The sequence below is a fragment of the Asticcacaulis sp. SL142 genome (genome assembly GCF_026625745.1).
Classification (GTDB): domain Bacteria; phylum Pseudomonadota; class Alphaproteobacteria; order Caulobacterales; family Caulobacteraceae; genus Asticcacaulis.
Map to the genome: position 1 here is coordinate 3,315,336 of NZ_CP113061.1, position 24,050 is coordinate 3,339,385.

General features: G+C 58.7%; 18 protein-coding genes. 9 read left to right on the forward strand and 9 right to left on the reverse strand.

Annotated features, from left to right (window positions below):
* Positions 1-77: 77 nt before the first annotated feature.
* From OVA03_RS15130 to OVA03_RS15140, 3 genes are all read left to right on the forward strand, one after another.
* A complete protein-coding gene (locus OVA03_RS15130) occupies positions 78-1,682 on the forward strand; it encodes an amidohydrolase (RefSeq protein WP_267525865.1) in 1,605 nt (534 codons plus the stop codon).
* A 28-nt stretch (positions 1,683-1,710) separates the two neighbouring features.
* On the forward strand, positions 1,711-3,315 hold the full coding sequence (locus OVA03_RS15135) for an amidohydrolase (RefSeq protein WP_267525866.1): 1,605 nt from the start codon (positions 1,711-1,713) through the stop codon (positions 3,313-3,315).
* Between the two features lie 165 nt (positions 3,316-3,480).
* Entirely contained in the window at positions 3,481-5,979 is a 2,499-nt protein-coding gene (locus OVA03_RS15140; RefSeq protein WP_267525867.1) for a zinc-dependent metalloprotease, read from the forward strand.
* Between the two features lie 78 nt (positions 5,980-6,057).
* Here OVA03_RS15140 and cyoD read toward each other — a convergent pair whose 3' ends face one another.
* The 4 genes from cyoD to cyoA all read right to left on the reverse strand — a co-directional run bounded on the left by cyoD (position 6,058) and on the right by cyoA (position 10,333).
* Complete coding sequence (gene cyoD / locus OVA03_RS15145) at positions 6,058-6,495, reverse strand: cytochrome o ubiquinol oxidase subunit IV (protein WP_267525868.1); 438 nt, start codon at positions 6,493-6,495, stop codon at positions 6,058-6,060.
* Positions 6,495-7,160 (reverse strand): cytochrome o ubiquinol oxidase subunit III, encoded by a 666-nt coding sequence (gene cyoC / locus OVA03_RS15150; RefSeq protein ID WP_189486270.1) that lies wholly within the window; start codon positions 7,158-7,160, stop codon positions 6,495-6,497. The genes cyoD and cyoC overlap by 1 nt, the downstream gene beginning before the upstream one ends.
* 3 nt (positions 7,161-7,163) lie before the next feature.
* Complete coding sequence (cyoB, locus tag OVA03_RS15155; RefSeq protein ID WP_267525869.1) at positions 7,164-9,188, reverse strand: cytochrome o ubiquinol oxidase subunit I; 2,025 nt, start codon at positions 9,186-9,188, stop codon at positions 7,164-7,166.
* Positions 9,189-9,268: 80 nt separating this feature from the next.
* Positions 9,269-10,333 (reverse strand): ubiquinol oxidase subunit II, encoded by a 1,065-nt coding sequence (cyoA, locus tag OVA03_RS15160; protein WP_267525870.1) that lies wholly within the window; start codon positions 10,331-10,333, stop codon positions 9,269-9,271.
* A 306-nt stretch (positions 10,334-10,639) separates the two neighbouring features.
* Here cyoA and OVA03_RS15165 point away from each other — a divergent pair, with 306 nt between their 5' ends.
* Positions 10,640-11,074: a hypothetical protein gene (locus OVA03_RS15165; RefSeq protein ID WP_267525871.1), complete on the forward strand. Its 435-nt coding sequence runs from the start codon at positions 10,640-10,642 to the stop codon at positions 11,072-11,074.
* Here OVA03_RS15165 and OVA03_RS15170 read toward each other — a convergent pair.
* The 3 genes from OVA03_RS15170 to OVA03_RS15180 all read right to left on the reverse strand — a co-directional run bounded on the left by OVA03_RS15170 (position 11,071) and on the right by OVA03_RS15180 (position 13,995).
* Positions 11,071-11,790, reverse strand: coding sequence for an SURF1 family protein (locus OVA03_RS15170; RefSeq protein ID WP_267525872.1), 720 nt, complete (start codon positions 11,788-11,790; stop codon positions 11,071-11,073). The genes OVA03_RS15165 and OVA03_RS15170 overlap by 4 nt on opposite strands.
* Before the next feature lie 69 nt (positions 11,791-11,859).
* The gene (locus OVA03_RS15175) at positions 11,860-12,564 is read right to left on the reverse strand and encodes a TorF family putative porin (protein ID WP_267525873.1); all 705 of its coding nucleotides are present in this window, start codon (positions 12,562-12,564) and stop codon (positions 11,860-11,862) included.
* Positions 12,565-12,612: 48 nt separating this feature from the next.
* On the reverse strand, positions 12,613-13,995 hold the full coding sequence (locus tag OVA03_RS15180; RefSeq protein ID WP_267525874.1) for a dicarboxylate/amino acid:cation symporter: 1,383 nt from the start codon (positions 13,993-13,995) through the stop codon (positions 12,613-12,615).
* A gap of 204 nt (positions 13,996-14,199) precedes the next feature.
* Here OVA03_RS15180 and OVA03_RS15185 point away from each other — a divergent pair, with 204 nt between their 5' ends.
* Together OVA03_RS15185 and OVA03_RS15190 are read left to right on the forward strand one after the other, a co-directional pair.
* Positions 14,200-15,909 (forward strand): ATP-binding protein, encoded by a 1,710-nt coding sequence (locus OVA03_RS15185; protein ID WP_267525875.1) that lies wholly within the window; start codon positions 14,200-14,202, stop codon positions 15,907-15,909.
* Complete coding sequence (locus tag OVA03_RS15190; protein WP_267525876.1) at positions 15,906-17,243, forward strand: sigma-54-dependent transcriptional regulator; 1,338 nt, start codon at positions 15,906-15,908, stop codon at positions 17,241-17,243. The genes OVA03_RS15185 and OVA03_RS15190 overlap by 4 nt, the downstream gene beginning before the upstream one ends.
* Here OVA03_RS15190 and OVA03_RS15195 read toward each other — a convergent pair whose 3' ends face one another.
* Positions 17,244-18,719: an alkaline phosphatase gene (locus OVA03_RS15195; protein WP_267525877.1), complete on the reverse strand. Its 1,476-nt coding sequence runs from the start codon at positions 18,717-18,719 to the stop codon at positions 17,244-17,246.
* Between the two features lie 244 nt (positions 18,720-18,963).
* Here OVA03_RS15195 and OVA03_RS15200 point away from each other — a divergent pair, with 244 nt between their 5' ends.
* Complete coding sequence (locus OVA03_RS15200; RefSeq protein ID WP_267525878.1) at positions 18,964-22,110, forward strand: autotransporter outer membrane beta-barrel domain-containing protein; 3,147 nt, start codon at positions 18,964-18,966, stop codon at positions 22,108-22,110.
* Positions 22,111-22,171: 61 nt separating this feature from the next.
* The gene (locus OVA03_RS15205) at positions 22,172-22,789 is read left to right on the forward strand and encodes an alpha-ketoglutarate-dependent dioxygenase AlkB (RefSeq protein ID WP_267525879.1); all 618 of its coding nucleotides are present in this window, start codon (positions 22,172-22,174) and stop codon (positions 22,787-22,789) included.
* Here the strand turns inward: OVA03_RS15205 and OVA03_RS15210 are convergent.
* Positions 22,767-23,168 carry an OsmC family protein gene (locus OVA03_RS15210; RefSeq protein WP_267525880.1) on the reverse strand — a complete coding sequence of 134 codons (402 nt, stop codon included), beginning with the start codon at positions 23,166-23,168 and terminating at the stop codon, positions 22,767-22,769. The genes OVA03_RS15205 and OVA03_RS15210 overlap by 23 nt on opposite strands.
* A 135-nt stretch (positions 23,169-23,303) precedes the next feature.
* On the opposite strand from OVA03_RS15210, the gene OVA03_RS15215 reads away from it, so the two are divergent.
* Positions 23,304-23,975, forward strand: coding sequence for a peptidoglycan DD-metalloendopeptidase family protein (locus OVA03_RS15215; RefSeq protein ID WP_267525881.1), 672 nt, complete (start codon positions 23,304-23,306; stop codon positions 23,973-23,975).
* Positions 23,976-24,050 lie beyond the last annotated feature (75 nt).

Genomic DNA, 24,050 nt, shown 5'->3' on the forward strand with positions numbered 1-24,050 from the left:
GGGCATTTTTATTGCCTTTCGCGTCGTTAAGCGGCGCAACCCCGTCAAAATCAACCGATTTACAGGAGTAAACGCGTATGACTGTGTCCAGACGTTTTTTGAGTACCCTGCTGCTGGCGACCTGCCTGACAGCCCCATCTCTAGTCTATGCCGAGGCCAGCCCTAAATTAAAAGCCGCCGCTCAGGCAGGCGTCAAGGACCGCGCCGTTCTGGCCCAGCAGATGGTCGATTCGATCTACAGCTTCGCGGAACCCGGTTTTCAGGAATATAAAACCTCCGAGTACGTGACCGGTATCTTAGAGAAAAACGGTTTTACCATTACGCGCGGCGTGGCCGGTATCCCTACTGCCTGGACGGCGACCTGGGGTGAGGGTGGGCCGATGATCGCGCTCGGTTCTGATATCGACGGGCTGCTGGGCCTGTCGCAGGTGCCGGGTAATCCGGTGATCACGCCGCAGGTGCCGGGAGCGCCCGGTCACGGCGAAGGCCACAATTCCGGTATGCCGCTGGTTGTGGTGGCAGCCTTAGCTGCCAAGGATGTCATGGTGGCTAACAACATTAAGGGCCGCCTGATGATCTGGCCCGGTGTGGCCGAAGAACTGCTGGCCACTAAGGCCTTTTATGTCCGCGACGGCGTGTTCAAGGGCGTCGATGTGTCGATCTTCACCCACGTCAGCAACGATCTGGGCACCTCATGGGGGCCGATGCTGAGCGGCATGGTGTCGGTCGAATATAGCTTTAAGGGCAAGACATCTCACTCGGCAGGGGCGCCGTGGGCCGGTAAGTCCGCGCTCGATGCCGTAGAGTGGATGGATCTGGCGTGGAACATGCGCCGCGAGCATTTGCCGGTGACGCAGCGTTCGCACTACATCATCACCAATGGCGGCAGCCAGCCCAATATCGTCCCCGGTGACGCCAGTGTCTGGTACTATTTCCGTGAGCTGGATTTCGCCACGGTTCGTAATTTGTATGAAACCGGCAACACGATCTCAGAGGCGGCAGCGCAGGCGACGGGCACGACCGTGACGCGCAAACTGCTGGGCTATGCCGCGCCGAACTATGGCAATAAGCCTCTGGCCGAAGCCGCCTATGCCAATATGAAAAAGGTTGGCCTGCCACAATGGTCGGCGGACGATCAGGCCTTTGCCAAGGCCGTGCAGGAAACCAACGGCTTTAAACTAAAGCCGCTGACGACCACGCTTTCGCCTTTGTCGACGCCGGAAATGCGGGCGGGCATGAACTTTGGTGGTTCGGACGATATCGGTGACGTCATGTGGACCGTGCCGACCATCACCATTTTCTATCCCTCAAACGTACCCAACACCATCGGCCATAATGTGACCGCGGCTATGGCTATGGCCACGCCGATTGCCCACAAAGGGGTCGTCAATGGCGCTGAGGTTCTGGCCATGACCATCATGGATATCGTCACCACCCCCTCACTGGTGAAAGAGGCCAAAGCCTTCCAGCAGAACGTGCAGTTCAAGGATGTCAAATACGATCCGGTTCTGACCGCCGAAGATACCCCGGCCATCCACCTCAATAAAGAGGTCATGGAGCGTCTGCGTCCGCAGATGGAGCCGTTCTATTACGATCCGACCAAATATAGCTCCTACCTTGAGCAACTGGGCGTCAAATATCCGGCGGTGGCCGTGCCGCCTGCCGCCAAAAGCGGTCAATAATTACACATAATCTCACGGAGTAAACTTCATGCACATTTCCAAACGCTCACTTATGGCCGCGCTGATGGCGAGCGCCCTAGTCCTGCCCGCAGGTCTGGCTCACGCCCAGGCCAGCCCCAAGCTGAAAGCCGCCGCTCAGGCAGGCGTCAAGGACCGCGCCGTCCTGACCCAGCAGATGGTCGATTCGATCTACAGCTTCGCGGAACCGGGTTTTCAGGAGTTTAAGACCTCCGAGTACGTTACGGGTATTCTGGAAAAGAACGGCTTTACCATTACGCGTGGCATTGCCGGTATCCCCACCGCCTGGACGGCGACCTGGGGTGAGGGCGGGCCGATGATCGCGCTGGGATCCGATATCGACGGACTTTTGGGGCTATCGCAGGTGCCGGGCAATCCGGTGATCACGCCGCAGGTGCCGGGTGCGCCCGGTCACGGCGAAGGTCACAATTCCGGTATGCCGCTGGTGGTGGTGGCAGCATTGGCTGCCAAGGATGTGATGGTCGCCAACAACATCAAAGGCCGTCTGATGATCTGGCCCGGTGTGGCCGAAGAACTGCTGGCGACCAAGGCATTTTATGTCCGCGACGGCGTGTTCAAGGATGTGGATGTGTCAATCTTTACCCATGTGGCCAATGAACTGGGCACGTCGTGGGGGCCTGCCGGCAATAACGGCATGGTGTCGGTCGAATATACCTTTAAGGGCAAGACCTCGCACTCGGCCGGCGCGCCGTGGGCTGGTCGCAGCGCCCTTGACGGGGTCGAACTGATGAACGCCGCCTGGAACATGAAGCGCGAGCATCTACCGGTCACGCAGCGTTCGCACTACATCATCACCAATGGCGGCAGCCAGCCTAATATCGTTCCCGGCGAAGCCAGCGTCTGGTACTATTTCCGGGAGCAGACTTTTGAGTCCATCCGTAACCTTTATGAGACCGGCAACACGATCTCAGAGGCCGCCGCCAAGGCCACCGGCACGACGGTCACCCGCCGCGTTCTGGGCTATGCCGCGCCGAACTATGGCAATAAACCTCTGGCTGAGGCGGCCTATGCCAATATGCAAAAGGTCGGTTTGCCTAAATGGTCAGCCGATGATCAGGCCTTTGCCAAGGCTGTGCAGGAAACCAACGGCTTTGCGCTGAAACCGCTGACGACCAAACTGGCACCTCTGTCGACGCCGGAAACGCGCGGGCCATCTATGGGTGGCGGGTCAGACGATATTGGTGACATCATGTGGACGGTGCCGACCATCACCATCCGCTTCCCGTCCAATATCCCCAATGTCATCGGCCATAATGTGACGGCGGCGATCGCCATGGCCACCCCGATTGCCCACAAAGGGGCGGTCAATGGCGCTGAGGTTCTGGCCATGACCATCATGGATATTGTGACGACCCCGTCGCTGGTTGCGGCCGCCAAGGACTATCAGCAGACCGTGCAGTTTAAGGATATGAAATATGATCCGGTTCTGACCGCCGAGGATACTCCGGCTATCCACCTCAACAAGGAAACCATGGAGCGTCTGCGTCCGCAGATGGAGCCGTTCTATTACGATCCGACCAAGTATAGCTCTTACCTTGAGCAGCTTGGTGTCAAATATCCGGCGGCGGCAGTTCTGCCCGCGGCTAAAAAGTAAAGCGCATCCCCAAAAGTGTGCAGCGGTTTTGGGATCAAGATGCGCGACTAAAAAACTCTACTCGGCCCTATCCCCTTGGTCTGGTTCTTTTGGGCCTGATCCGCGCAGGGAAGCGACGGCGCGGATCATTTTTCTATTTTGTGATTTTTATCAATGAGGTACGCGGTGCGGCACGCAAATTATCAGGTCTCAACCCTTCTGGCCCTTATCCTTATGGCGCAGGCCCCGGCTCAGGCTGTGGCGCAGAATAAACCCGCAGCGTCTGCCCCGGCCCCCGGATGGGCGGCGCAATCGGCGGCCTATAAGCGCCTTGACGGCCTGCTGCCGCTGTTTGTCGATGCCACCGGCGGGCGGGTATTTATGCAGTTGCCACCCGCCAAAGCTGACGGGGTGATGACGGAGGTTTTGCACCATACCCTGATCAAGGAGGGCATGGGCTCGGCCAGCGTGCGCCCTGAGCGTGGCCAGTTCGGCCCGACCCGCCTGCTGCAATTCCGTAAAATCGGCGGCAAGGTTCTGGCCGAATATAAGACGCCGGAATTCAAGGCATCGGGCACGAAAGAAGAGGCCAAGGCCGTCGAGGATGCCTTTGCCAACTCCGCCGTCTGGGCCGGACCCGTGGTGACAACCCTTGGCGACGGATCGGTGATTGTTGATATCACCGCCTTTCTGACCCGTGACGCCTGGGGGATGCGCGACAGCCTTAACCGCTCCGGGCAGGGCACGTTTCGCGCCGCGCCGGAACTGACGCTGGCCGACACTACGACGGTCAAGGCTTTTCCCGATAATCTTGAAATGGACGCCATCTTTTCCTTTGCGTCGGAAAATCCGGGCCGTGAAATCAGCAACATTGCCTCTGATCCGACCAGCCTGACCTTTACCATGCACCACAGCTTCATCCGCCTGCCGGATGCTGGTTATGTGCCGCGCGTGTTTGATCCGCGCACGGCCGAAAACGATATATTGATCACTGATTTTTCAACCCCGCTGGGGCAGGCGCTGGTGACACGGCTGGCGCGCCGGTTCCGGCTGGAAAAAACCGATCCGTCAGCGGCGCGATCGACGGTCAAAAAACCGATCGTCTTTTATGTCGATAACTCAGCCCCTGAGCCGATCCGCAGCGCCCTGGTTGACGGGGCGATGTGGTGGAAAGATGCGTTTGAGGCGGCCGGCTATATCGACGCCTACCGGGTTGAGGTCTTGCCCGAAGGCGTCGATCCGATGGACACGCGCTATAATGTCATCTTCTGGGCCAACCGCCTGACGCGGAGCTGGTCTTATGGCCAAACGGTGACCGACCCCCGTACCGGCGAGATTGTGCGCGGGGCGGTTATTCTGGGCTCACAGCGTATCCGCCAGAACATCATCATGTTTGAGACCATGCTGGGCGTCGATAAAACCGCGAAGGGTGGCCCCAATGATCCGGTCGAGATCGCTCTGGCGCGGGCGCGGCAGTTGTCGGCCCACGAAGTCGGCCATGCGCTCGGCTTTCAGCACAATTTCGCCGCCTCCGGGCAGGGCCGAACCTCGGTCATGGACTATCCGGTCGCCAAGATCGACATTAAGGGCGAGGCGCTTGATTTTGCCGATGCCTATGCGGTCGGGATCGGTGAGTGGGATAAGTTCTCGATCGATGCCCTTTACGGCGCTGAGGCGGGCCTGAAAGACCGCATCGATGCCGGGGCCGCGCGTCTGCGGTTCCGCGCCGATATCGACGGGCGGGCGGATTCGACCGGCAACCCCTATGCCAGTTCGTGGGACAATGGCGCCGATCCGGTGGCGGAGATAAACCACCTGATGCAGGTGCGCCGGATCGCGCTAGGTAATTTTGGCCTGAACAGCCTGCCCGACGGTGTCGCGGTCAATGAACTGCGCCGCCGGTTAGTGCCGGTGTTCCTGCTTCACCGATATCAGGTGTCGGCGACGGCCAAGCTGATTGGCGGTACGGATTACGCCTATCCGGTCAAGGGCGGCGGGGCTGAGGCGGTGCTGACGCCGGTGCCAATCTCACAGCAATCGGCGGCGCTGGACGCCCTGGTTGCTACGCTGAAACCTTCGGAACTGGTGCTGAGTGATGCGCAATTAAAGCTGCTGGCGGCCCAGACCACAGGCGATGCCGACCCGCAGTATGAGACGGAAATCTTTGGTTCGCGCATGGGCCGGTCGTTTGATCCCGGCGTGGCCACGGAAACCGCCGCCGAAGTGACCCTGTCGGCCCTGTTTGCACCGGAGCGGCTCAACCGGCTGGCGGTCGCCGAAGTGCGCGACGGGGAGCCGCTTAAGCTGGAAACGGTTATCGACCGCGTCATATCGGCGGTGTTTGCGCCTGCGGTTAGCACGCCGATGGAGGCCGAAGCGGCGCGCAGGGTGCAGATGCGCACCGTGCTGATGCTGGCGCGCCATATTAATGGCGTGGCGCTGGGCACCACACCGGGGGCGATTGCCGGACGTAACGATGCCGTGCTGTCACCGGTTGCGGCGGCGGTGGTCTCAGTTCGCCTTAAGGCGCTGGGCGATAAGCTCAAAAAATCAAAGTCAAAGGACGCCCTGCAAGCCGCGCAGGATGCCTGGCTCGCGGAATTGATTGCCGATCCCGAGGCCATGAAGGCCCTGTTGGCCAGCGGGCGCTATGATGTCCGCATCCCGCCGGGTGAGCCGATTTAGGCAGGCAATGAGCATTAGCGAAAAAAAAGAGCGCTGCCGGTTCTGGCAGCGCTCTTTTTCAACACTATGGCTTGGGTTTTATCCCATGCCCCCGCCCATCATACCGGGGTGCATATTGTGGTTGAGGTGGGTCATGACCCAGATCGTCCCGATGATCAGTATGCCCAGAATAATGGCCGTGAATACGAAGGCGGCATTGTTCCAGACCTGACTGGAGGAGGTGTCCATGTGCAGGAAGTAGTGCAGGTGCACCAGAATTTGCACGACGCCGAGGATCAGGATCACCGGCACCAGCATCTGGGACGGCAGGACCTTCATCATGGTCAGGGCGAACGGGATGGCCGTGAGGATCACCGACAGCGCAAAGCCGATCAGATAGGACTTTACCGAACCGTGGCTGGCGCCATGATCGTGACTGTGGTCATCTTTTTTGAGATGATCGACCGCGTGATGGTCGGCCAGTTCCGTGTGCGGGTCCTGCGCAGGGTGCAGGGTGGGCTTATCAGGGATGTGCATCAGGCGGCTCCCATAAGGTAAACGATGCTGAAAACGCCGATCCAGATGATGTCAAGGAAGTGCCAGAACAGGCTCAGTTCCATCATGCGGATGCGGTTGGCGGGGGTAAGGCCGCGGCGGAAGAGGTGAACGAACATCACACCCATCCACACCAGGCCGGAGGTGACGTGCAGGCCGTGGGTGCCGACCAGGGTGAAGAAGGCCGACAGGAAAGCCGAACGGTCGGGGCCTGCGCCTTCGTGGATCAGGTGGTTGAACTCATAGATTTCCATGCCCATGAAGCCCAGACCCAACAGGCCGGTCACGGCCAGCCAGCCAATCGTACCTTTGAGTTTATTGGCCTGCATCGAAATCATCGACAGGCCAAAGGTCAGGGACGACAGCAACAGCAGCGCCGTTTCAAAGGCCACAAAGCTGAGGTCAAACAGTTCCCGGCCGTTGGGCCCGCCAGCGGTTGCGTCTTTCAGCACCGCGAAGGTGGCAAATAGGGTCGCAAAGATCAGGCAGTCGCTCATCAGGTAGATCCAGAACCCAAGGGTAACCTTGGCGGCCTCGTCCTGATGGTGGTGATCGTCCGTGTCGTGGGCGTCGTTAGGGTTATGGTCGTAGGCGGACTTCAGTTCGTCCTTCAGGGCGTCTACAGGGTTAGCGGGGTGAGGGCTCATGGATTACGCCTCCGTCTTGAGTTTGGCGAAGCGCGCGTCTTCGATCGCCTTGATCTCATCCGGCTGCACATAATAGTCGCGGTCTTCGTTAAAGGTATGGGCAATGGCGATACCGACCATGGCCACAAACGATGCGATGGCCAGCCACCAGATATGCCAGATCAGGGCAAAGCCGAGCGGTACGCTGATCAGGCCGATCAGCAGACCGGTGGCGGTATTGCGTGGCATGTGGATGGGCTGATAGCTTTCCGGCTGAACATAAGCCTGACCGGTTTGCTTGGCGTCCCAGAACGAGTCGTGATTGCCGATCGCCGGCGTCACCGCAAAGTTATAGAACGGCGGCGGCGAGGAGGTCGCCCATTCCAGCGTGCGGCCATCCCACGGATCGCCGGTTTCGTCACGCAGTTCATCGCGCTTGATTACGCTCCACACGATCTGAGCGATCTGAGCGGCGATGCCGACGGCGATGATCAGGGCACCGACCGCGGCCACGATCAGGTACTGCTGCCAGATGGGGTTATCCATGTGGCTCAGGCGGCGGGTCATGCCCATCAGGCCCAGCACATAGAGCGGCATAAAGGCGACATAAAAGCCGATCAGCCAGCACCAGAACGAGACCTTGCCCAGACCGGTGTGCAGCTTAAAGCCGAACGCCTTCGGGAACCAGTAATTGAGGCCCGCGATACACCCAAACAGCACGCCGCCGATGATGACATTGTGGAAGTGGGCGATCAGGAACACCGAATTATGCAGCACGAAGTCTGCGCCCGGAATGGCCAGCATGACGCCGGTGGCGCCCCCTATGACGAAGGTGATGATGAAGCCCAGCGTCCACAGCATCGGCAGTTCAAGTCGCACCCGGCCGCGATACATGGTGAACAGCCAGTTGAACACCTTCACCCCGGTCGGGATCGAGATGATCATGGTGGTGATGCCGAAAAAGGCATTGACGTCGGCACCGGCCCCCATGGTGAAGAAGTGGTGCAGCCACACCAGGAACGACAGTAGGGCAATACACATGGTCGCATAGACCATGCCGTCATAGCCAAACAGGCGCTTGCGCGAGAAAGTCGCCACGATTTCCGAGAAGATACCAAAGGCAGGCAGCACAAGGATGTAGACTTCCGGGTGGCCCCACGCCCAGATCAGGTTGACGTACAGCATGGCATTGCCGCCGCCGTCATTGGTGAAGAAGTGCATGCCCAGATACCGATCGAGCGTCAGCAGGGCCAGCGTCACGGTCAGGATCGGGAAGGCGGCCACGATCAGGATGTTGGCGGCCAGCGATGTCCACGTAAAGATCGGCATACGCATCAGGGTCATGCCCGGTGCACGCATTTTAAAGATGGTCGCGATAAGGTTGACACCGGACAGCGTCGTCCCAAGCCCCGATATTTGCAGCGCCCACAGGTAGTAATCGACCCCCACACCGGGCGAGAATTCTATCCCCGACAACGGCGCATAGGCCAGCCAGCCGGTATGGGCAAATTCACCCACCACCAAAGAGACGTTGACCAGAATGGCCCCTGCGACCGTGAACCAGAAGCTCAACGAGTTCAGGTACGGGAAGGCCACGTCGCGCGCGCCGATCTGAAGCGGCATGATGATGTTCATCAGGCCAATCACCAGCGGCATGGCCACAAAGAAGATCATGATCACGCCGTGGGCGGTAAAGATCTGGTCGAAGTGATCGGGCGGCAGGTAACCAGGACCGCCCGCGGCCGCCAGCGCCTGCTGGGCGCGCATCATCAGGGCATCGGCAAAGCCGCGCAGCAGCATGATCAGCGCCAGAATGACATACATCACCCCGATCTTCTTGTGGTCAACACTGGTCAGCCATTCGGACCAGACATAGCCCCATTTTTTGAAATAGGTGGTAAGCCCGATCACGAGCACGGCGGCGCTGACCATGCCAAAACCGGCACCCATGATGATGGGGTCGTGCCAGGGTACGGAATCGATATCGAGTTTACCGAAGATGAAGCGAAGAAGCGGATCTTCGTGAAGTTCGGCGACAGGGCTGGACATGAGTTAATTCACTTCAAAAAAGAAGGTACAGTTAGTATGAAACGACCGGTTGCCCGGCCGCTTTTGTCGTGTCGTGGGGCTTAGCTGGCCGGGGTGGCGTTGTCCTTGAAGGCGACATTGCCGATCGGCGTTCTCGTGCCCTTAACGCTTTGGCCTGTTGCGGCCGCCAGCTTCGGGTCTTCGCACTCTTCGGCATTGGGGGCCAGTTTCTTCATGACGGCCATGTTGTAAGCGTCGTCCTTACAGATGCCGCCTTCGGCACAGCCATTCAGAACCTTGTTGAACATTAGCGGCTCAACGGCGGCAAAATAGAGCGGCTGTGGGGCGACGTTCTTTTGGTTCAGGGTCTTGTAGGCGACGGTGTCAAGCGACTGGGCCGAGGTTTTGGCGCTGGCGATCCAGGCTTCGAATTGGGCGTCGGTCATGGCCTTGGCCTTAAAGCGCATATGGGCAAAGCCATTGCCGGAATAGTTGGCCGAAATGCCGTCATAGGCACCGGCGTGGTCAGCCCGCAGCGACAGCTTGGTTTCCATGCCGCTCATGGCGTAGATCTGGCTGCCGAGTTGCGGAATGAAAAAGGAGTTCATCACGCTGGCCGAGGTGATCTTGAAATGGACGGGGGTGCCGACCGGCATAGCCATTTCGTTGACCGTGGCAATTCCGTATTGCGGATAGATGAACAGCCACTTCCAGTCCATGGCCACAACTTCGACCTCGATCGGGGCGATATGACTGCGGTCGGCGGCGGCTTCGATCTTTTTGTGCGGGTCAAGCTGGTGGGTGGTGATCCAGGTCACGGTGCCGAGCGCAATGATGATCAGGGTCGGCACGGCCCACACCACAGCTTCGATGCGGTTGGAGTGCTCAAAATTCGGATCGTAGGTCGCCTTGTCATTGGTGGCTCTGTAGCGGTAGGCAAACCAGATGGTCATGACGATAACCGGAACGACCGGAATCATCATGAGCAGGGTAGCCAGAATAATCAGGTCCTTTTGTTGCAGACCAATCGGGCCCTTGGGGTCCATCAGGGCCATCTCGCAGCCGCTTAAGGATACGGCGGCCAGAATGATCAGCGAGGCACCCAGAGTTCTGCGGATCAGGGATTGGGCGGTTCCAGCACACTTAACGGGACAGGGTAAGGACACAGATATTCACCGAGGCTGTCTCCTCAAAGAGGAGGTTTTAAATGTCAAAGCGCTTGCCTACTAATGAAAATTTGCGCAATGGCAATAGGCAAAATGTCGCAGGTGCAGCATGAGGTGATCAAATAATTTTGCTGTAAAATTCGTCACTTATGTAAAAAACTGGTGCGGCGGCTGTGCGGTGCATATAAAATAACTGACATATGGGTCAAATTGTCGCATATTTTACTTGCGCAAACGCTTGTTCTGCCCCAACTATATGAAAACTGACGCTAATGTGAAATTTTGGCGTTGCACAGGAGACGCGTAATGACTGAGCCGCTGCACACCTACCGTTTTGGTATCATCGTAAAGACCGGGCTGTTTGTTGCCGCTATGCTGCAAATTGTCGCAGGCGTGCTGTTGATGGCGAATGCTTACATGGCCGGGGATTCGGTTCTGACGCAGTTTTCCGGCATTGTTCTGGGCATGATTCCGGTCAGCATCGCTTTATTTGTGGTGCCGGTGCTGTGGCGCTGTGAATTGCGCGTGTTCGAAGACCGTCTGGAATATCAGGGCGTCCTGCTCGATATCGCTATTCCACGCAAGGATATCGTCGTAGCCGCCGCCGCACCCCGTCCGGGCTTTGGGATGTTCGATGTCTCACTTGAGATGATGAACGGGCCGTTCCGTCGCCTGCATCTGGCGATCATGGCGCGCAACGAAGACCGCCTGATGAACTGGTTCCAGTCGGCAAAAGCCTAAAATTTGGGGGCCTGAGTTTTTGGGCGACGCAACCACCAGACCGTGAACCCCGCCAGAAATGCCGCCATGGCAAACCAGGTGAGGGCATAGGACAGGTGGTTGTTGGTGAACTTCACCACCGTCATCCCGCCTTTGGGCCCATTACCCGCCGTTGTTGACCCATCGGCATCAACAAAATAATCAGCCACATGGCCAAGGCCCCGCGCCTTGGCCATTTGTTTTGTGTCGCGTAAGGACCATTGCTCGGCTGCCGGATTGTTCGGTGGCAAAAACAGCCAGCCCTTATCCTGCGACATGCGCGCAAGGCCGGTGATCGTGACCGGGCCGGGAATTTGCCCCTCAGCGCGCGTCGCCGGATCGCGCCGGTCGGTCGGCACATAGCCGCGGTTGATGAAAATAGTAGCGCCGCTATCGGTCACCAGCGGCGTCATGACCCAGTAGCCGGCCCCGGCTTCGGTCAGGGCATAGACCTGCACTTCTTTGTCGTGGAGGAACTGCCCCGTCACGGTGACGCGGCGATATTCGTCACGGTCTTGGGTGAGGGGGGGCCACTGACCGTCTGTGGCATCCAGCACGATCGGGGGGCTTTGCGTGCGTTCATTGACGGCGGTAATCAGCGCATTTTTCCACATCAGCCGTTGCACTTGCCACACACCAAGCCCGGTCAGGGCCAACACGCACAGGGTAACCAAGCTCAGGGCAATAAGACGACGCACCGCAGCACCTCTTCACGGATCAGGATTGGGGCCTGATTATCATGAAATGAGGGCTGCGGTGCGGAGGGATCAGAATTTTTTCGACAGGGTGATGAAAGTGGCGTCGCCGTACTTGTCGCCTAAGTCCGCCTTGTCGGTATGGGTATAGGTCAGGCTGGCGTTCAGGGTCTTGGTCACCGCATAGGTCGCCCCGGCCAGATAGCTGGTGTAGTCCGTGCCGTTCTCGACATGGCGGAAGCCGTTGGCGGCCTGCAGGCTAAGGCGCGGGGTCAGCTTGTAATCCACGCCAATCTCAACAAAGTTCGCCTGCTTGGCGCGGTTGCCGTAGTTGTCGGGGCTGTAGGCCAGATTGAGTTTGCCAGTCAGCTTATCCGACAATTTGCGGCCCAGATTGACCTCATATTCCATAAACTCATCATCGATGCCGGGGCGCACACCATTATATTGCTTATAGATGGCGCGGGCGGTGATATCGACGCCCTTGACCTTGGTCTTATAGCCAATCAGGGCTTGAGTTTGATTATCGACGCCGGTGGTGCGGTCGCGCATGGTCTTAAACAGAGTGCCAACAAAGACCTTACCGTAAGCAACCTGCGCCCCGGCGATATATTGCGGCAATCCTTCAGTCTGACTGACGCCGCGATAGATGCCGTCGGTCAGGCCCTTAACCTCGCCTGAAAATTTAAGCGTCTCGGCCTGAGCGGACAGTGGCAGGGCCAGAACGGTTATGACGGCGAATGTAGATAAAGCGGTAGCCTTGACTGAAACCCACATGGTTTCCTCCTGAAATATTTTTTATGAGAGATTGAGAAAAAGCTGAGATTAATCCGCGCTTTTTTCACCCAGTTGCACACCGGCGGGGGCACCGTGGATCGCCAGAACCGGCTCGGCTTCGATCACCGGTTGGCCGTTGAGGGCGGCGCGGAAGGTGTCCATATCGACCGACTTTTCCCAGCGGCTGACGACGACGGTGGCCACCGCATTGCCGATGAAGTTGGTCAGTGAGCGGCACTCCGACATGAAGCGGTCAACGCCCAAGATGATGGCCATACCGGCGATCGGCACAGTGGGCACGACCGACAGCGTGGCCGCCAGCGTGATGAAGCCAGCTCCGGTGACACCGGCCGCACCCTTAGAGGACAGCATGGCGACCGACAGCAGCAGCAGTTGTTGCTCCAGCGTCAGGTGGGTGTTGGTGGCCTGAGCGATGAATAGGGCCGCCAGAGTCATATAGATGTTGGTGCCGTCCAGATTGAACGAATAGCCGGTCGGCACGACCAGACCCACGACGGAGCGCTTACAGCCCGCCTGCTCCATCTTTTCCATCAGGCTCGGCAGGGCCGATTCCGATGATGAGGTGCCCAACACCAGCAGCAGTTCGGCCTTGAGATAGCCGATAAGCTTAAAGATCGAGAAGCCGTTGGCCGCACAGACCGCGCCCAGAATGACGATGACGAACAGGGCTGAGGTCGCATAAAATGTGCCGACCAGAGCTGCCAGATTGACGATCGAGGCGATGCCATACTTGCCGATGGTGAAGGCAAAGGCGCCGAACGCACCGATGGGCGCGGCCTTCATCAGGATGTGAACCATGCGGAAAACAGCGTGGCTGAGGGTTTCCAGCATGTTGACCAGCGGCTTGGCTTTTTCGCCGATAAAGATCAGCGAAATCCCGAACAGAATGGCGATAAACAGCACCTGCAGGATATTGCCGTCGACAAAGGCCGAGGTGAAGGTGGTGGGGATGATGCCCATCACAAACCCGATCAGGGTCGAGTCGTGGGCCTTGGCGGCATATTCATCGACCTTGGCATCGTGCAGGGTGGCCGGGTCGATATTCATGCCGTGGCCGGGCTGGACCACATTGGCGACGATCAGGCCGACAATCAGGGCCAGGGTCGAAAAGGTCAGAAAATAGCCAAACGCCTTGGCGGTGACCGAGCCCACCCCTTTGAGTGAGCCCATGCCCGCAATGCCGGTGACTATGGTCAGGAAGATGACCGGTGAGATGATCATCTTGACCAGCTTGATGAAGCCATCGCCCAGCGGTTTAAGCGCTTCGCCGGTCTGCGGATAAAAGTGACCGATGGCCGCGCCCAGCGCAATGGCGATCAGAACTTGAAAATAGAGGTGGGTATAGAATGGCCCGCTCTTTTTGGGCGGGGGTGCGGACGCAAGCGTGTCGGACGGTGTAGACATAAGCATGGCAATGTTCCTCAACCTGTGTGAGACGATTTTTTGTTAAGGGTCAGTTTATGCCGGTGGTGTCGGGCGGCAATTGCAAGGGTGTATTTTGTTAGCGAATTGAATTAGTTCGATATTGTTACGTTTCATTTGAATATTTGTGCGAAAATCCGCACACGTTAAATCTTCATTGTGCGATTTTCCGCCAGCGTGTATGATCGTGACATGGATATGCCCCGCCTGAAGATCGCTGTGTTACCCCTGCGTCTGTGGGCAGGGATAGGCTGTGCGCTGCTGGCCGCCGTGGCCCTGTTTGCGACCTATGACCTGACCCGGCGCAGCGCTCTGGATGACCTGAAACGTGAGGCGCGGGTGACGGCGCAGTTGCGGGTGGCGGTCTTACAAAGTGAGCTGGATAAACAACGGGCCGTGCCGGTTATTCTGGCTGACGACAGCGATGTGGTGGCGGCTCTGCGCGATCCTGATCCGGCCCGATTTATCCGCATTTCGCAAAAGCTGGAGCGCCTGCGTCAGGAAACGCGCGGGGCAGTGATCTATCTGATCGACGATAAGGGCGTGGCCGTAGCCGCCAGCAATTGGGCTTTGCCGGTCTCGTTCGTCGGGGAAAACTACGGGTTTCGGCCCTATTTCCGGCAGGCGATGACCGGCGTGGTGGCCGAACAATTCGCGCTCGGCACCGTCAGCCATAAGCCGGGGCTTTACATGGCCCACAGCGTCAGCGATGGCGGCAAAGCTATCGGGGTTGTGGTCGTCAAGATGGAGTTCGACGCGATTGAAACCAGTTGGGCCCAGTCGCCGCACCCGACCTATGTCACCGACCGCGCAGGCAAGGTTGTGCTCACCGCCCGTCAGGATCTGCGCTTTCAGGCCCGCCCGCCGGTGCGCGCGGATGAGTTTGTAACCCCGGTGGCTGTGCCGGTCGATGGCTGGCAATTGCAGGTCGTAAGCGCCGCCCGTCCGGCGCTTGATATGGCGCGCAATGCCACCCTGATGCTGGCTTTGGCGCTGGGGTTCATCGGCATGCTCATCATCTGGCAGTGGCGGCGCGTGCGGTTGAAGCAGGCGCAAGGGGTGATCATGGCCGCACGCGAAGCCGAATACCGCAAGCGCCTTGAGGCTGATGTCGGGGCCCGCACCCGTGAGATCAGCATCACCAATGCCCGTTTGTCGGCGGAAATCCACGACCGGCGCGACGCTGAGCGCCGCCTGAGCAGCCTTCAGGCTGATCTGGTGCAGGCCAATAAACTGGCCAGTCTGGGCCAGATCACGGCCGGCGTTGCCCACGAAATCAACCAGCCGGTCGCCACCATCCGCATACTGGCCGACACCAGTGTGAAACTGTTGGCGACACCCAAAACCGGCAAGGCGATGCTGAGCGAAAACCTCGATAAGATCATCCGCATGTGCGAGCGTATCGGCCATATTACCGGCGAACTGCGCACCTTTTCGCGCAAGGCCACCGGCGAGGTTGAGCCGGTGCCGTTGCAGGATACGGTCACTTCATCCATCCTTCTGAACCAGAGCCGCTTGCATGAAAACCGGGTGGCTCTAGTCTGCGATCCGATCGATCCGGTGCTTAAGGTCATGGCCGGACGTATCCGGCTGGAGCAGGTGCTGGTCAATCTGCTGCAAAACGCCTTTGAAGCGCTGGAAGCCACGCCCAATCCGACCGTGCGGCTGACGGTTAAGGTGACGGACGACTGGGTGACGCTAAAGGTCATTGATAATGGCCCCGGCCTCAAACCCGAAGTGCTGGATCAGTTATTTACGCCGTTTGTGACGACCAAGCCCAAGGGGCTGGGGCTGGGGCTGGTCATCGCCCATGATATTTTACGCGATTTTGGCGGCGACCTGAGCGCAGAAAGCTCAAGTGCCGGGGCGACCTTCATCCTCGGACTAAAGATCACGACATGACCGGAAACGTCATTTTCATTGATGATGATGCCGACCTTTTATCCGCGCATATTCAGGCGCTGGAGCTGGACGGGTTTTCGGTGCGCGGCTTTGCCAATGCGCAGGATGCTTTGAAGGTCATCACCTCAGCCTTTGACGGGGTGATCGTCACCGATGTGCGCATGCCGCGCATGGACGGGCTGACCCTGTTCAAGCGCGTTCAGGCGATCGATGCCGAATTGCCGGTGATCCTGATGACTGGCCACGGCGATGTGCCGATGGCGGTGCAGGCGCTGAAAGACGGGGCTTATGATTTCATCTCAAAACCCTTTGCCCGCGATGACCTGATCCAGTCGGTCCGCCGCGCCCTCCAGACCCGCGCTCTGGTGATGGAAAACCGCCAGTTGCGTCAGGCCCACGCCGCCTTGCTCGACCGCGAAAATCCGGCTCAGAACCTGCTGTTGGGGGAGTCGCCCGCCATGACCTACCTCAAGCAGGTGGTGGTGCGGGTGGCCGAAGCCGATGTTGATGCCCTGATTACCGGCGATACCGGCGTGGGTAAGGAACGGGTCGGGCGCGCCCTGCATGCCTTAAGTGCCCGCAAAAACCGCCCCTTTGTCCATATCGGCTGCGCCACCCTGACCGAGGACAGTTTTCAGGCCGAACTGTTCGGCATAGAGGCCGGACACCGCCCCGGCGCGGCGCGGGTCATTGGCCGGTTCGAGCGCGCAAACAAAGGCACGCTGTTTCTGGATGAGGTTGAGGGGCTTAGCCTGTCGCAGCAGGCCAAGCTGCTGCGGGTGCTGGAAACGCGTGAAATCTGGCCGGTCGGCTCTGAGAGCCCGCGCAGTCTGGATATCCGCGTCGTGGCCGCCACGCGCATAGACCTGACCCAAAGTGTCAAGGACGGGCAGTTCCGCGCCGATCTCTATTACCGCCTAAGCGGGGTGTCCCTGCGTGTGCCACCCTTAAGTGAACGCGGCGACGATGTTCGGGTGCTGTTTCAGCACTTTCTGCTGGGGGCGGCGACGCGTCTGAACCGTCCGCCGCCAAAGCTGACCCAGGCCACACAGGCCTATCTCAGCCGCCATGACTGGCCCGGCAATGTCCGTGAGCTGGAGCAGTTTGCTGAACTGTGCGCCCTCGGTCTTGATACCGCACATCTGCCCGAAGGCTCACAGGCCTTGGGGCTGGCCGAACAGGTCAGCCAATACGAAGAAGCTGTCCTGCGCGAGACCTTAAGCCATTACGCGGGCAATGTGCGTGAGGTCATCGCGGCGCTTAAACTGCCGCGCAAAACCTTTTACGATAAAATTACCCGCTACGGTATTGCTTTGGACGATTACCGCGGCTGATTACTTATCGGTGTCTATGCCCAGCGCATGGGCCATGACCTGATAGATGTAGCTCGATTCCATCACGCCGGTCAGCAGGTGGGCCTGCGGGCCGGTGGCATAGACCGGTACGTCTTCGCCGCTGTGGGCCGCACTGTCCATAGCCACCAGAGACGGGTGCTTGGCGTCCCGGGCGGTCAGTTTGTCCTGTGTGAGCTCGGGATCATCCTCATGACCATGGTCGCCGGGGCCGGTGGCGTAATTCAGTACGGCGTAGGGGTGTTTATGGTCGTCCAGCACATTTTCACCGTTAACGCGAGCCAGACCCAGAATCGGCTCGCCCAGGCTGGAATAGCCCGATTGCGTCAGGCCGTGACTGTGGTCAGCGGTGACGATGATCAGGGTATCGTCCGGATTTGTGGCAGCTCTCGCGGCGGCGACGGCCTTGGACAGTTCCTCGACATCGCGCAGGGCGCGCTTGGGGTCATTCATGTGATGCCACTTATCGATCGACGCGCTTTCGACCAGCAGGAAAAAGCCCTTCGGGTTGCGGGCAAGCACGCCAATGGCCGCCGAGGTCATGTCGGCAAGGGCCGGATTTTCCGGATTGTTGGCCTTATCGATGGGGGATGGCAGATCACCGGCGGCAAACAGGCCCAGCACATGGTCGCTCGTTTGCGGGTCAAAGGCTTTCAGTTCGGTTTCGGTGCGCAGGAACCGCGCGGTCGGGCTCTGTTTCAACCAGACCTTGGTCAGGTCGCGGCCATCCTTGCGGCGGCCCTTTTGCGATTCGGGTGTGAAGCGGGCCAGATCGCCGCCCATGACCACATTCATGCGCATATTGGCCGGAGCCTCAACCATCTGACGGGCCAGATCGATGCAACCGGCCTTAATGGCCTCAGCGGGCAGTTCGCCGTCTGAGCGCCAGCCGCGCGTTGTGGTGTGGCCATAGGCACCGGCGGGGGTGGCGTCTGTCACGCCGGAGGTTGTGACCACACCGGCCGACAACCCCATCAACCGGGCCTGTTCGGCGATGGTAATGACCCGGCCACTTAAGCCCGACGGGCAGTCCTTGCGCTTGGCAGAACCGTCGACGCCGAGCGCGCCATTGATGGTCTTCACGCCGGTAGTGATGGCCGAAATCCCGTTGGCGGAATCGGTCACATAGTCGTCGGTCGAATAGGTTTTGGACAGGCCGGTATAGGGAAAGGCTTCAAACGCCAATTTATAAGTCGCGCCGATGTCACCGTGGCTCTGACCGGCCAGAATACGACCGGCGGTGACGCTGTTGACGCCCATGCCGTCGCCAATAAACAGGATGACATTCTTGGCACGGCCAACATTGGGCACACGTTTGAGCGCCTCATTAAGTGAAGCCTTACCGTCGATGAAATAGACGTTCTGGGCCTTGTCCTTAAGCGGTGGCGCGCTCTGAGCGCAGGCCAGTGACGGCAGGATAAGGGCGGCGGCGCACAGGCCATAAATGAGATTACGCATCAGCAGGTCCTCAAGATAATTCCCTGCTGCTTAGGCCGTGACGGCTACGTTTTTATGACACCGGTGCGCGTGGGCTGATCACTATCATTTAAACGGTGACACATTGTATTGAGCTTTTCATATTCAGGACACGAACGGCCAACTTGCGGCCGGTTTCTGTCCGAACGGATAGATAGGGGCCAAACTTACCCCCCATTCCCCCTCTAACGACTTTGGTCAATTCCAGATGACTGAAAGTTGAACCATGCCCATATCCCGCTTCCGCTGCGCAACGGCGCTTGGTCTTGTTCTGACGGTGGGCGCAGCACCTGTGGCGTGGGCAGACACGACCGTGTCTACGGCGACCACCACGCCGGTTGTGACCTCCACCGGCGGCAATGTCGATGTCACCAGCGATGGCTCAATTACCCTGACCAGCGGCACGGCGGTGACGGTCGACAGCGACAACACCGTCACGCTCAACGGAACGCTGGAAATGTCAGGGTCGGACAGTAACGCAACCGGTGTGCTGATCAGCGGTGTCAGATCAACGACCGTCGACCTGTCCGGCACTATCAACGTCACTGATGATTATACGGCGGAGGACGAAGACGATGATGATCTGGTCGATGGGGTATTTGCGGAAGGGACCGGTCGGTACGGAGTGCGCGCCACGGGCCTCATGACGGGTGCGGTCGATATCGACAGCACGATCACAGTGCAGGGTAATCAGTCCTATGGTATCTCGCTCGAAGGCGGACGTACCGGCGATTTCATTTTTGACGGCTCTATTTCGGTGCTGGGCGATGAGGTCGTAGGCCTTAATCTGGCCGGCACTCAGGCCGGCCAGACCTATATCAGCGGCTCGATCAGTGCGACGGGTAAGGATTCGGCGGCGGTCGATATTTCTGGGTTGATCGACGGGGCGCTGATTATTGACAGCAGCATTTCCGGCACCGGCTATCGCTATACCAGTATCGGTGAGGATTATCTCGACCTGCTGGAGGCGGATGATCTTTATCAGAACAAGGCCCTGGTCAGCATTTCCAATGACGTCACCCAAGGGGTGCTGATCAATGGGGCGGTCACCAGCGAGGATGACGATAATACCGATGAAAACGGCAATGGCATCGAAGACACTGAAGAAGGCTCAGCCAGCATCACCCAGTACGGCGGCAATGCCGCCCTTCTGATCGGCTCGGACACCAAGGCCATCACTCTTAGTCCGATTGTGGTTGGCGATACGGCCATTGAGCCCGATGAGATCAATCACGGTCTGGATATTCGCGGCTCGATCGCCAGCTACGGCATTTATGAAGGCATAGATTCGACCGCGGTGCAGATCGCGGGCTTGGGCCATGACGCTACCATCACCAATGGCATCTCGATTTCAGGCTCGGTCGGCTCGACCGCCTATGAGGGCATAGCGCGCGGGCTGTCTTTGCTTGCCGGGGCGCAGGTCGGACGGCTCGATATTTCGGGGTCTTTGGGGGCGTCATCAACCACAACCGATTATGATACGGCCTATGCGCTGGATATCGCCTCCGGTGCCAATCTGTCGGCTCTGAACATCAAAACCGGCGGTTCGATTACGGCCTATGGCTATGGCACGACCGCCAATGCCACGGCCATCCGCGACCAGTCCAATAGCCTGACTTCGATCACCGTAAACGGCAGCATTACCGCCAGCATCACGCCCGGCGATGAGGACGAAGATGATGTCACCGACACCGCCGTTAATCGTGGGGTGGCCATCGACCTGAGCGGCAATACGGTGGCAACGAATCTTAACATCACCGACGAATATCCTGATGATGACGACTATGCCGCGCCCTATATCGCGGGCGATGTCAAGTTCGGCTCTGGCAATGACAGCCTGAGCTTAAGCGGCGGCTATCTGTACGGCAATGTCGATTTTGGCGCAGGCACCAACAGCCTGAACCTTAGCGACGATGCGATCCTGCTGGGTAAGTTGACCGGGGCCGGTACGGTGGCCGTAGACATTGCCGATGCCCGTCTGGGCCTGTCGGCAGGGTCGCAGCTTAACCTGTCATCCCTGCATCTGGGCAGCGAAGCCGAGCTTTATATGGTGCTGCAAACCCAAAGTCCCGACACGCCGATCCTTATCAATTCCGGCACCACCACCTTTGATGATGGGGCAGCCCTTTATCTGTCGCTGGACGAGATTATCCAGACCCCGACCCGGTTCACCCTGTTGACCGGTTCAAATATCGACTACGGAACGCTTGATCTTGCTGATATGGATGAGAATGTGCCGTGGCTCTATAAGGTGGCGCTGGCGACGGGTGAGGCCAATACCAATCTCTATGCCGATTTCCGGGTGCGCACTCAGGCCGAGTCGGGCCTGAACGTGAATGAATATTCGGCTCTGAGCGCCATTCTGACGGCTGCCGCTACTGACGATGACACCACCACCACACTGTTGGCCGAGACGACCCGGTACGGCTTCGCCAAGGTCTATACCGCCTTTCTGCCCGACTATTCCGGCGAGAATCTGCTGACCCTGTCCAAAGGCCATCAGGCCCTCAATCAATCTCTGGCCAAGCAATCCTTCCTGCCGGACGTGGGGCAGACCCAATACTGGCTTCAGGAATATGGCTATAGCTTAAAGCGCGAACGCGAAGAAACGACCGGCTTTGAAAGCACCGGTTTCAGCTTTGCGGGCGGGGCCGAACGCGGGCTTGGTAGCCATCAGGCCATCGGCGTCTATGTGTCCTACACGACCACATCACCGCAGGACACCTATGCCACCGCCAATGAAACGACCTCCGCCGAAGATATCACGGTCGGCGGTTACTGGCGCGTTAATGCCGGTAAGCTCAAGGGCTGGGCCAGTGCCGGCATGGGCCGGACCATGTTTAAGAGCGAGCGCGAATTGCTATCTGATTATTCCGCGCTGATTTCGACCGGCAAATGGAACGGCTATTCGTTAAGCGGCAATTTCGGCGCATCCTATGAGACGTCGCTGGGGCCGGTCAGTGTGAAACCTGTGGTCTCAGTTGACTATTACGGCCTGAAAGAAGATGCCCACACTGAGACCGGCGGTGGCTCCAGCTTTGACCTGAGTGTCGATGATCGCACCAGTCATCTGGCCAGTGCGGCGGCAATCCTTTATCTGGGGCGCGCCAAAACAGATGCCCTGATCCGGCCCGAAGCCTGGGTCGGCTACCGCAGCAATTTCTCGGTCAATATCGATGATACGGTCGCCCGTTTTGGCAGCGGCACGCCCTTTACCCTGACCGGCGGCGACATTAAGGGCGGCGCGCCGGTGGTGGGGATGCGCATTTCGGCGGGCAATGAATACGGCTATCTGTCGCTGGAGGCCGAGGGCGAAAAATACAGCGACTATGACAACTATTCGATCAGCCTGCGTACCGGCTTTAAGTTTTAAGCTTTGCGCGGCGCACGCAAATAAAGCTTGACCAGCCGGAAATTATGTTCACTATTTGTTCATGCGAAGCATCTGTGAACTTAGTGGCGGTCCGCCTGTGCTGGGCCTGTTTGACCCACCGGCTTTAGCGGGGCTGGTTTACCGCGTAAACTATGTCGATGAGGCGCTTGAGGCCGCGTTGATGGCCGAGATTGACGCCCGTCCATGGTCGCTGGAACTGGGGCGACGGCGGCAATGGTATGGTGGTGATTATGACGATACCGAACTGGGGCTGGCGCAAGCGTACCGCGCCTCTGCGCCGCCGGATCGGTTTGGTGAGGTGGCTGAGCGGTTATGTGCCGATGGTGTTTTGCCGTCTGTGGCGACACGGTTTGGTGTGAATGAATATCAGCCAGGGCAGGGGATTGGCGCGCATATGGATCGCGATAATGAGGTGGTGGCATCCGTGGCGATCCTAAGCCTCGGTTCCGGCCTGATGATGGATTTTGTACGTCCCGCCGATAAGGCCCGACAGGATGTCAGATCGTACTATCTGCACCGGCGTAGTCTGCTGCTGATCGCGGGTGAGGCAAGGTATCAGTGGATGCACGGTATTGCGCCGCGTCGCTCGGATAAGATCTGCGGCCTGATCCGCCCGCGCGGACGCAGGCTGTCGATTATGTTCCGGTGTTCTCAATAAAAGTGGTGGCGATATCCGCACCCTCTTTTAGGGTGCGGGTCACCGGCGTGCGCTCAATCACCTCAGCCAGTCGGGCGCGTTGGTCGTCGTTCAGCTCGCCGGTCAGGGTAACCGTGCGGGTGATCACCGACCGGTCATCGCTCTTGGTGTGATGAAGCTGGACATCAATGCCGGTCAACGGCCAACCCTTACGGTCGGCATACATCTTGAGCGTAATCGCTGAGCACGCCCCCAGGGCCGACAGCAGCAACTCATAGGGCGTAAAGCCCGCGCCCTGGCCGCCGAGCGATTCCGGCTCATCCGCGATTAGTGACCGTCCACCCGCCTCAATGTCGGTCTTAAAGTTTTCGGTGCCGATACGGGCGTGGGCATGGGCCATGATCAAAATGCCTTTTAAAAGTTCGCTATGAAAGCACACGGAGGCTTGTAACGCCCATGACCGCAGAATAATCGGCTTTATCAGGGATGCAACACTACGCTATGACTAATCGCCACAATAGAAAGGCTTATCGTCATGGATATGGCTGCTGCAACCGCCCGTTTTAAGCTTTATCAGGACTGGTTATCCGCGCGCACCGACAAACCGGCGCCGGTCATGGCGGGGTTGAACACGGCGCGACCTTTGCGGCTGGACGCTCAGGGGATGGTGGCAGAGGGATGGAGCACGGACATGCCGCTCGATATCGGTGACGGTGTCCGCATCGGCGGCTATGACGAAGACCGCGCCCTCTACGACAGCGATGTGTTTGCCGCGACGGACGCTAATGATGAGCCGCGCACGGTCCATCTGGCGCTCGATATCTGGGCTCGGGCAGGGACTGAAGTTCATGCGCCCATACATGGCCGCGTCCATAGTTTTCAGGATAATGATAACCTTAAAGACTATGGCCCGACGATCATTCTGGAGCATATGGTGTCGCCGGATCTGGTGTTCTGGATCCTGTATGGTCACCTCAGCCGCGACAGCCTTGAGGAGTTCTATGTCGGCAAAGAGGTTGCGGCGGGGGATGTCATCGCAACGCTTGGTGACTCCCATGAAAACGGCGGCTGGGCCCCGCATCTGCACGTTCAGGTTATCCTCGATATCGGTGACAAAATCGGAGATTTTCCGGGGGTATTTCGCAGGCGCGACCGCGACTATGGCCGACCGTTATGTCCCGACCCAAGACCGCTTCTGGGGCTTTGAGCGCCTGATGTTATCCTTATTTATGGCCTGACAATCCGCATGGGATTCCTCACGCGGGCGGATGTAGGTTGACGA

Bases quoted from the DNA above. Each gene is read 5' to 3' on its own strand.
- OVA03_RS15180 (WP_267525874.1), bottom strand. From the start codon at position 13,995: ATGCTTATGTCTACACCGTCCGACACGCTTGCGTCCGCACCCCCGCCC.
- OVA03_RS15215 (WP_267525881.1), top strand. From the start codon at position 23,304: ATGGATATGGCTGCTGCAACCGCCCGTTTTAAGCTTTATCAGGACTGG.
- OVA03_RS15210 (WP_267525880.1), bottom strand. From the start codon at position 23,168: ATGGCCCATGCCCACGCCCGTATCGGCACCGAAAACTTTAAGACCGAC.
- OVA03_RS15130 (WP_267525865.1), top strand. From the start codon at position 78: ATGACTGTGTCCAGACGTTTTTTGAGTACCCTGCTGCTGGCGACCTGC.
- OVA03_RS15195 (WP_267525877.1), bottom strand. From the start codon at position 18,719: ATGCGTAATCTCATTTATGGCCTGTGCGCCGCCGCCCTTATCCTGCCG.
- cyoC (WP_189486270.1), bottom strand. From the start codon at position 7,160: ATGAGCCCTCACCCCGCTAACCCTGTAGACGCCCTGAAGGACGAACTG.
- OVA03_RS15165 (WP_267525871.1), top strand. From the start codon at position 10,640: ATGACTGAGCCGCTGCACACCTACCGTTTTGGTATCATCGTAAAGACC.
- OVA03_RS15185 (WP_267525875.1), top strand. From the start codon at position 14,200: ATGGATATGCCCCGCCTGAAGATCGCTGTGTTACCCCTGCGTCTGTGG.
- cyoD (WP_267525868.1), bottom strand. From the start codon at position 6,495: ATGCACATCCCTGATAAGCCCACCCTGCACCCTGCGCAGGACCCGCAC.
- OVA03_RS15205 (WP_267525879.1), top strand. From the start codon at position 22,172: ATGCGAAGCATCTGTGAACTTAGTGGCGGTCCGCCTGTGCTGGGCCTG.
- OVA03_RS15175 (WP_267525873.1), bottom strand. From the start codon at position 12,564: ATGTGGGTTTCAGTCAAGGCTACCGCTTTATCTACATTCGCCGTCATA.
- cyoB (WP_267525869.1), bottom strand. From the start codon at position 9,188: ATGTCCAGCCCTGTCGCCGAACTTCACGAAGATCCGCTTCTTCGCTTC.
- OVA03_RS15190 (WP_267525876.1), top strand. From the start codon at position 15,906: ATGACCGGAAACGTCATTTTCATTGATGATGATGCCGACCTTTTATCC.
- OVA03_RS15135 (WP_267525866.1), top strand. From the start codon at position 1,711: ATGCACATTTCCAAACGCTCACTTATGGCCGCGCTGATGGCGAGCGCC.
- OVA03_RS15200 (WP_267525878.1), top strand. From the start codon at position 18,964: ATGCCCATATCCCGCTTCCGCTGCGCAACGGCGCTTGGTCTTGTTCTG.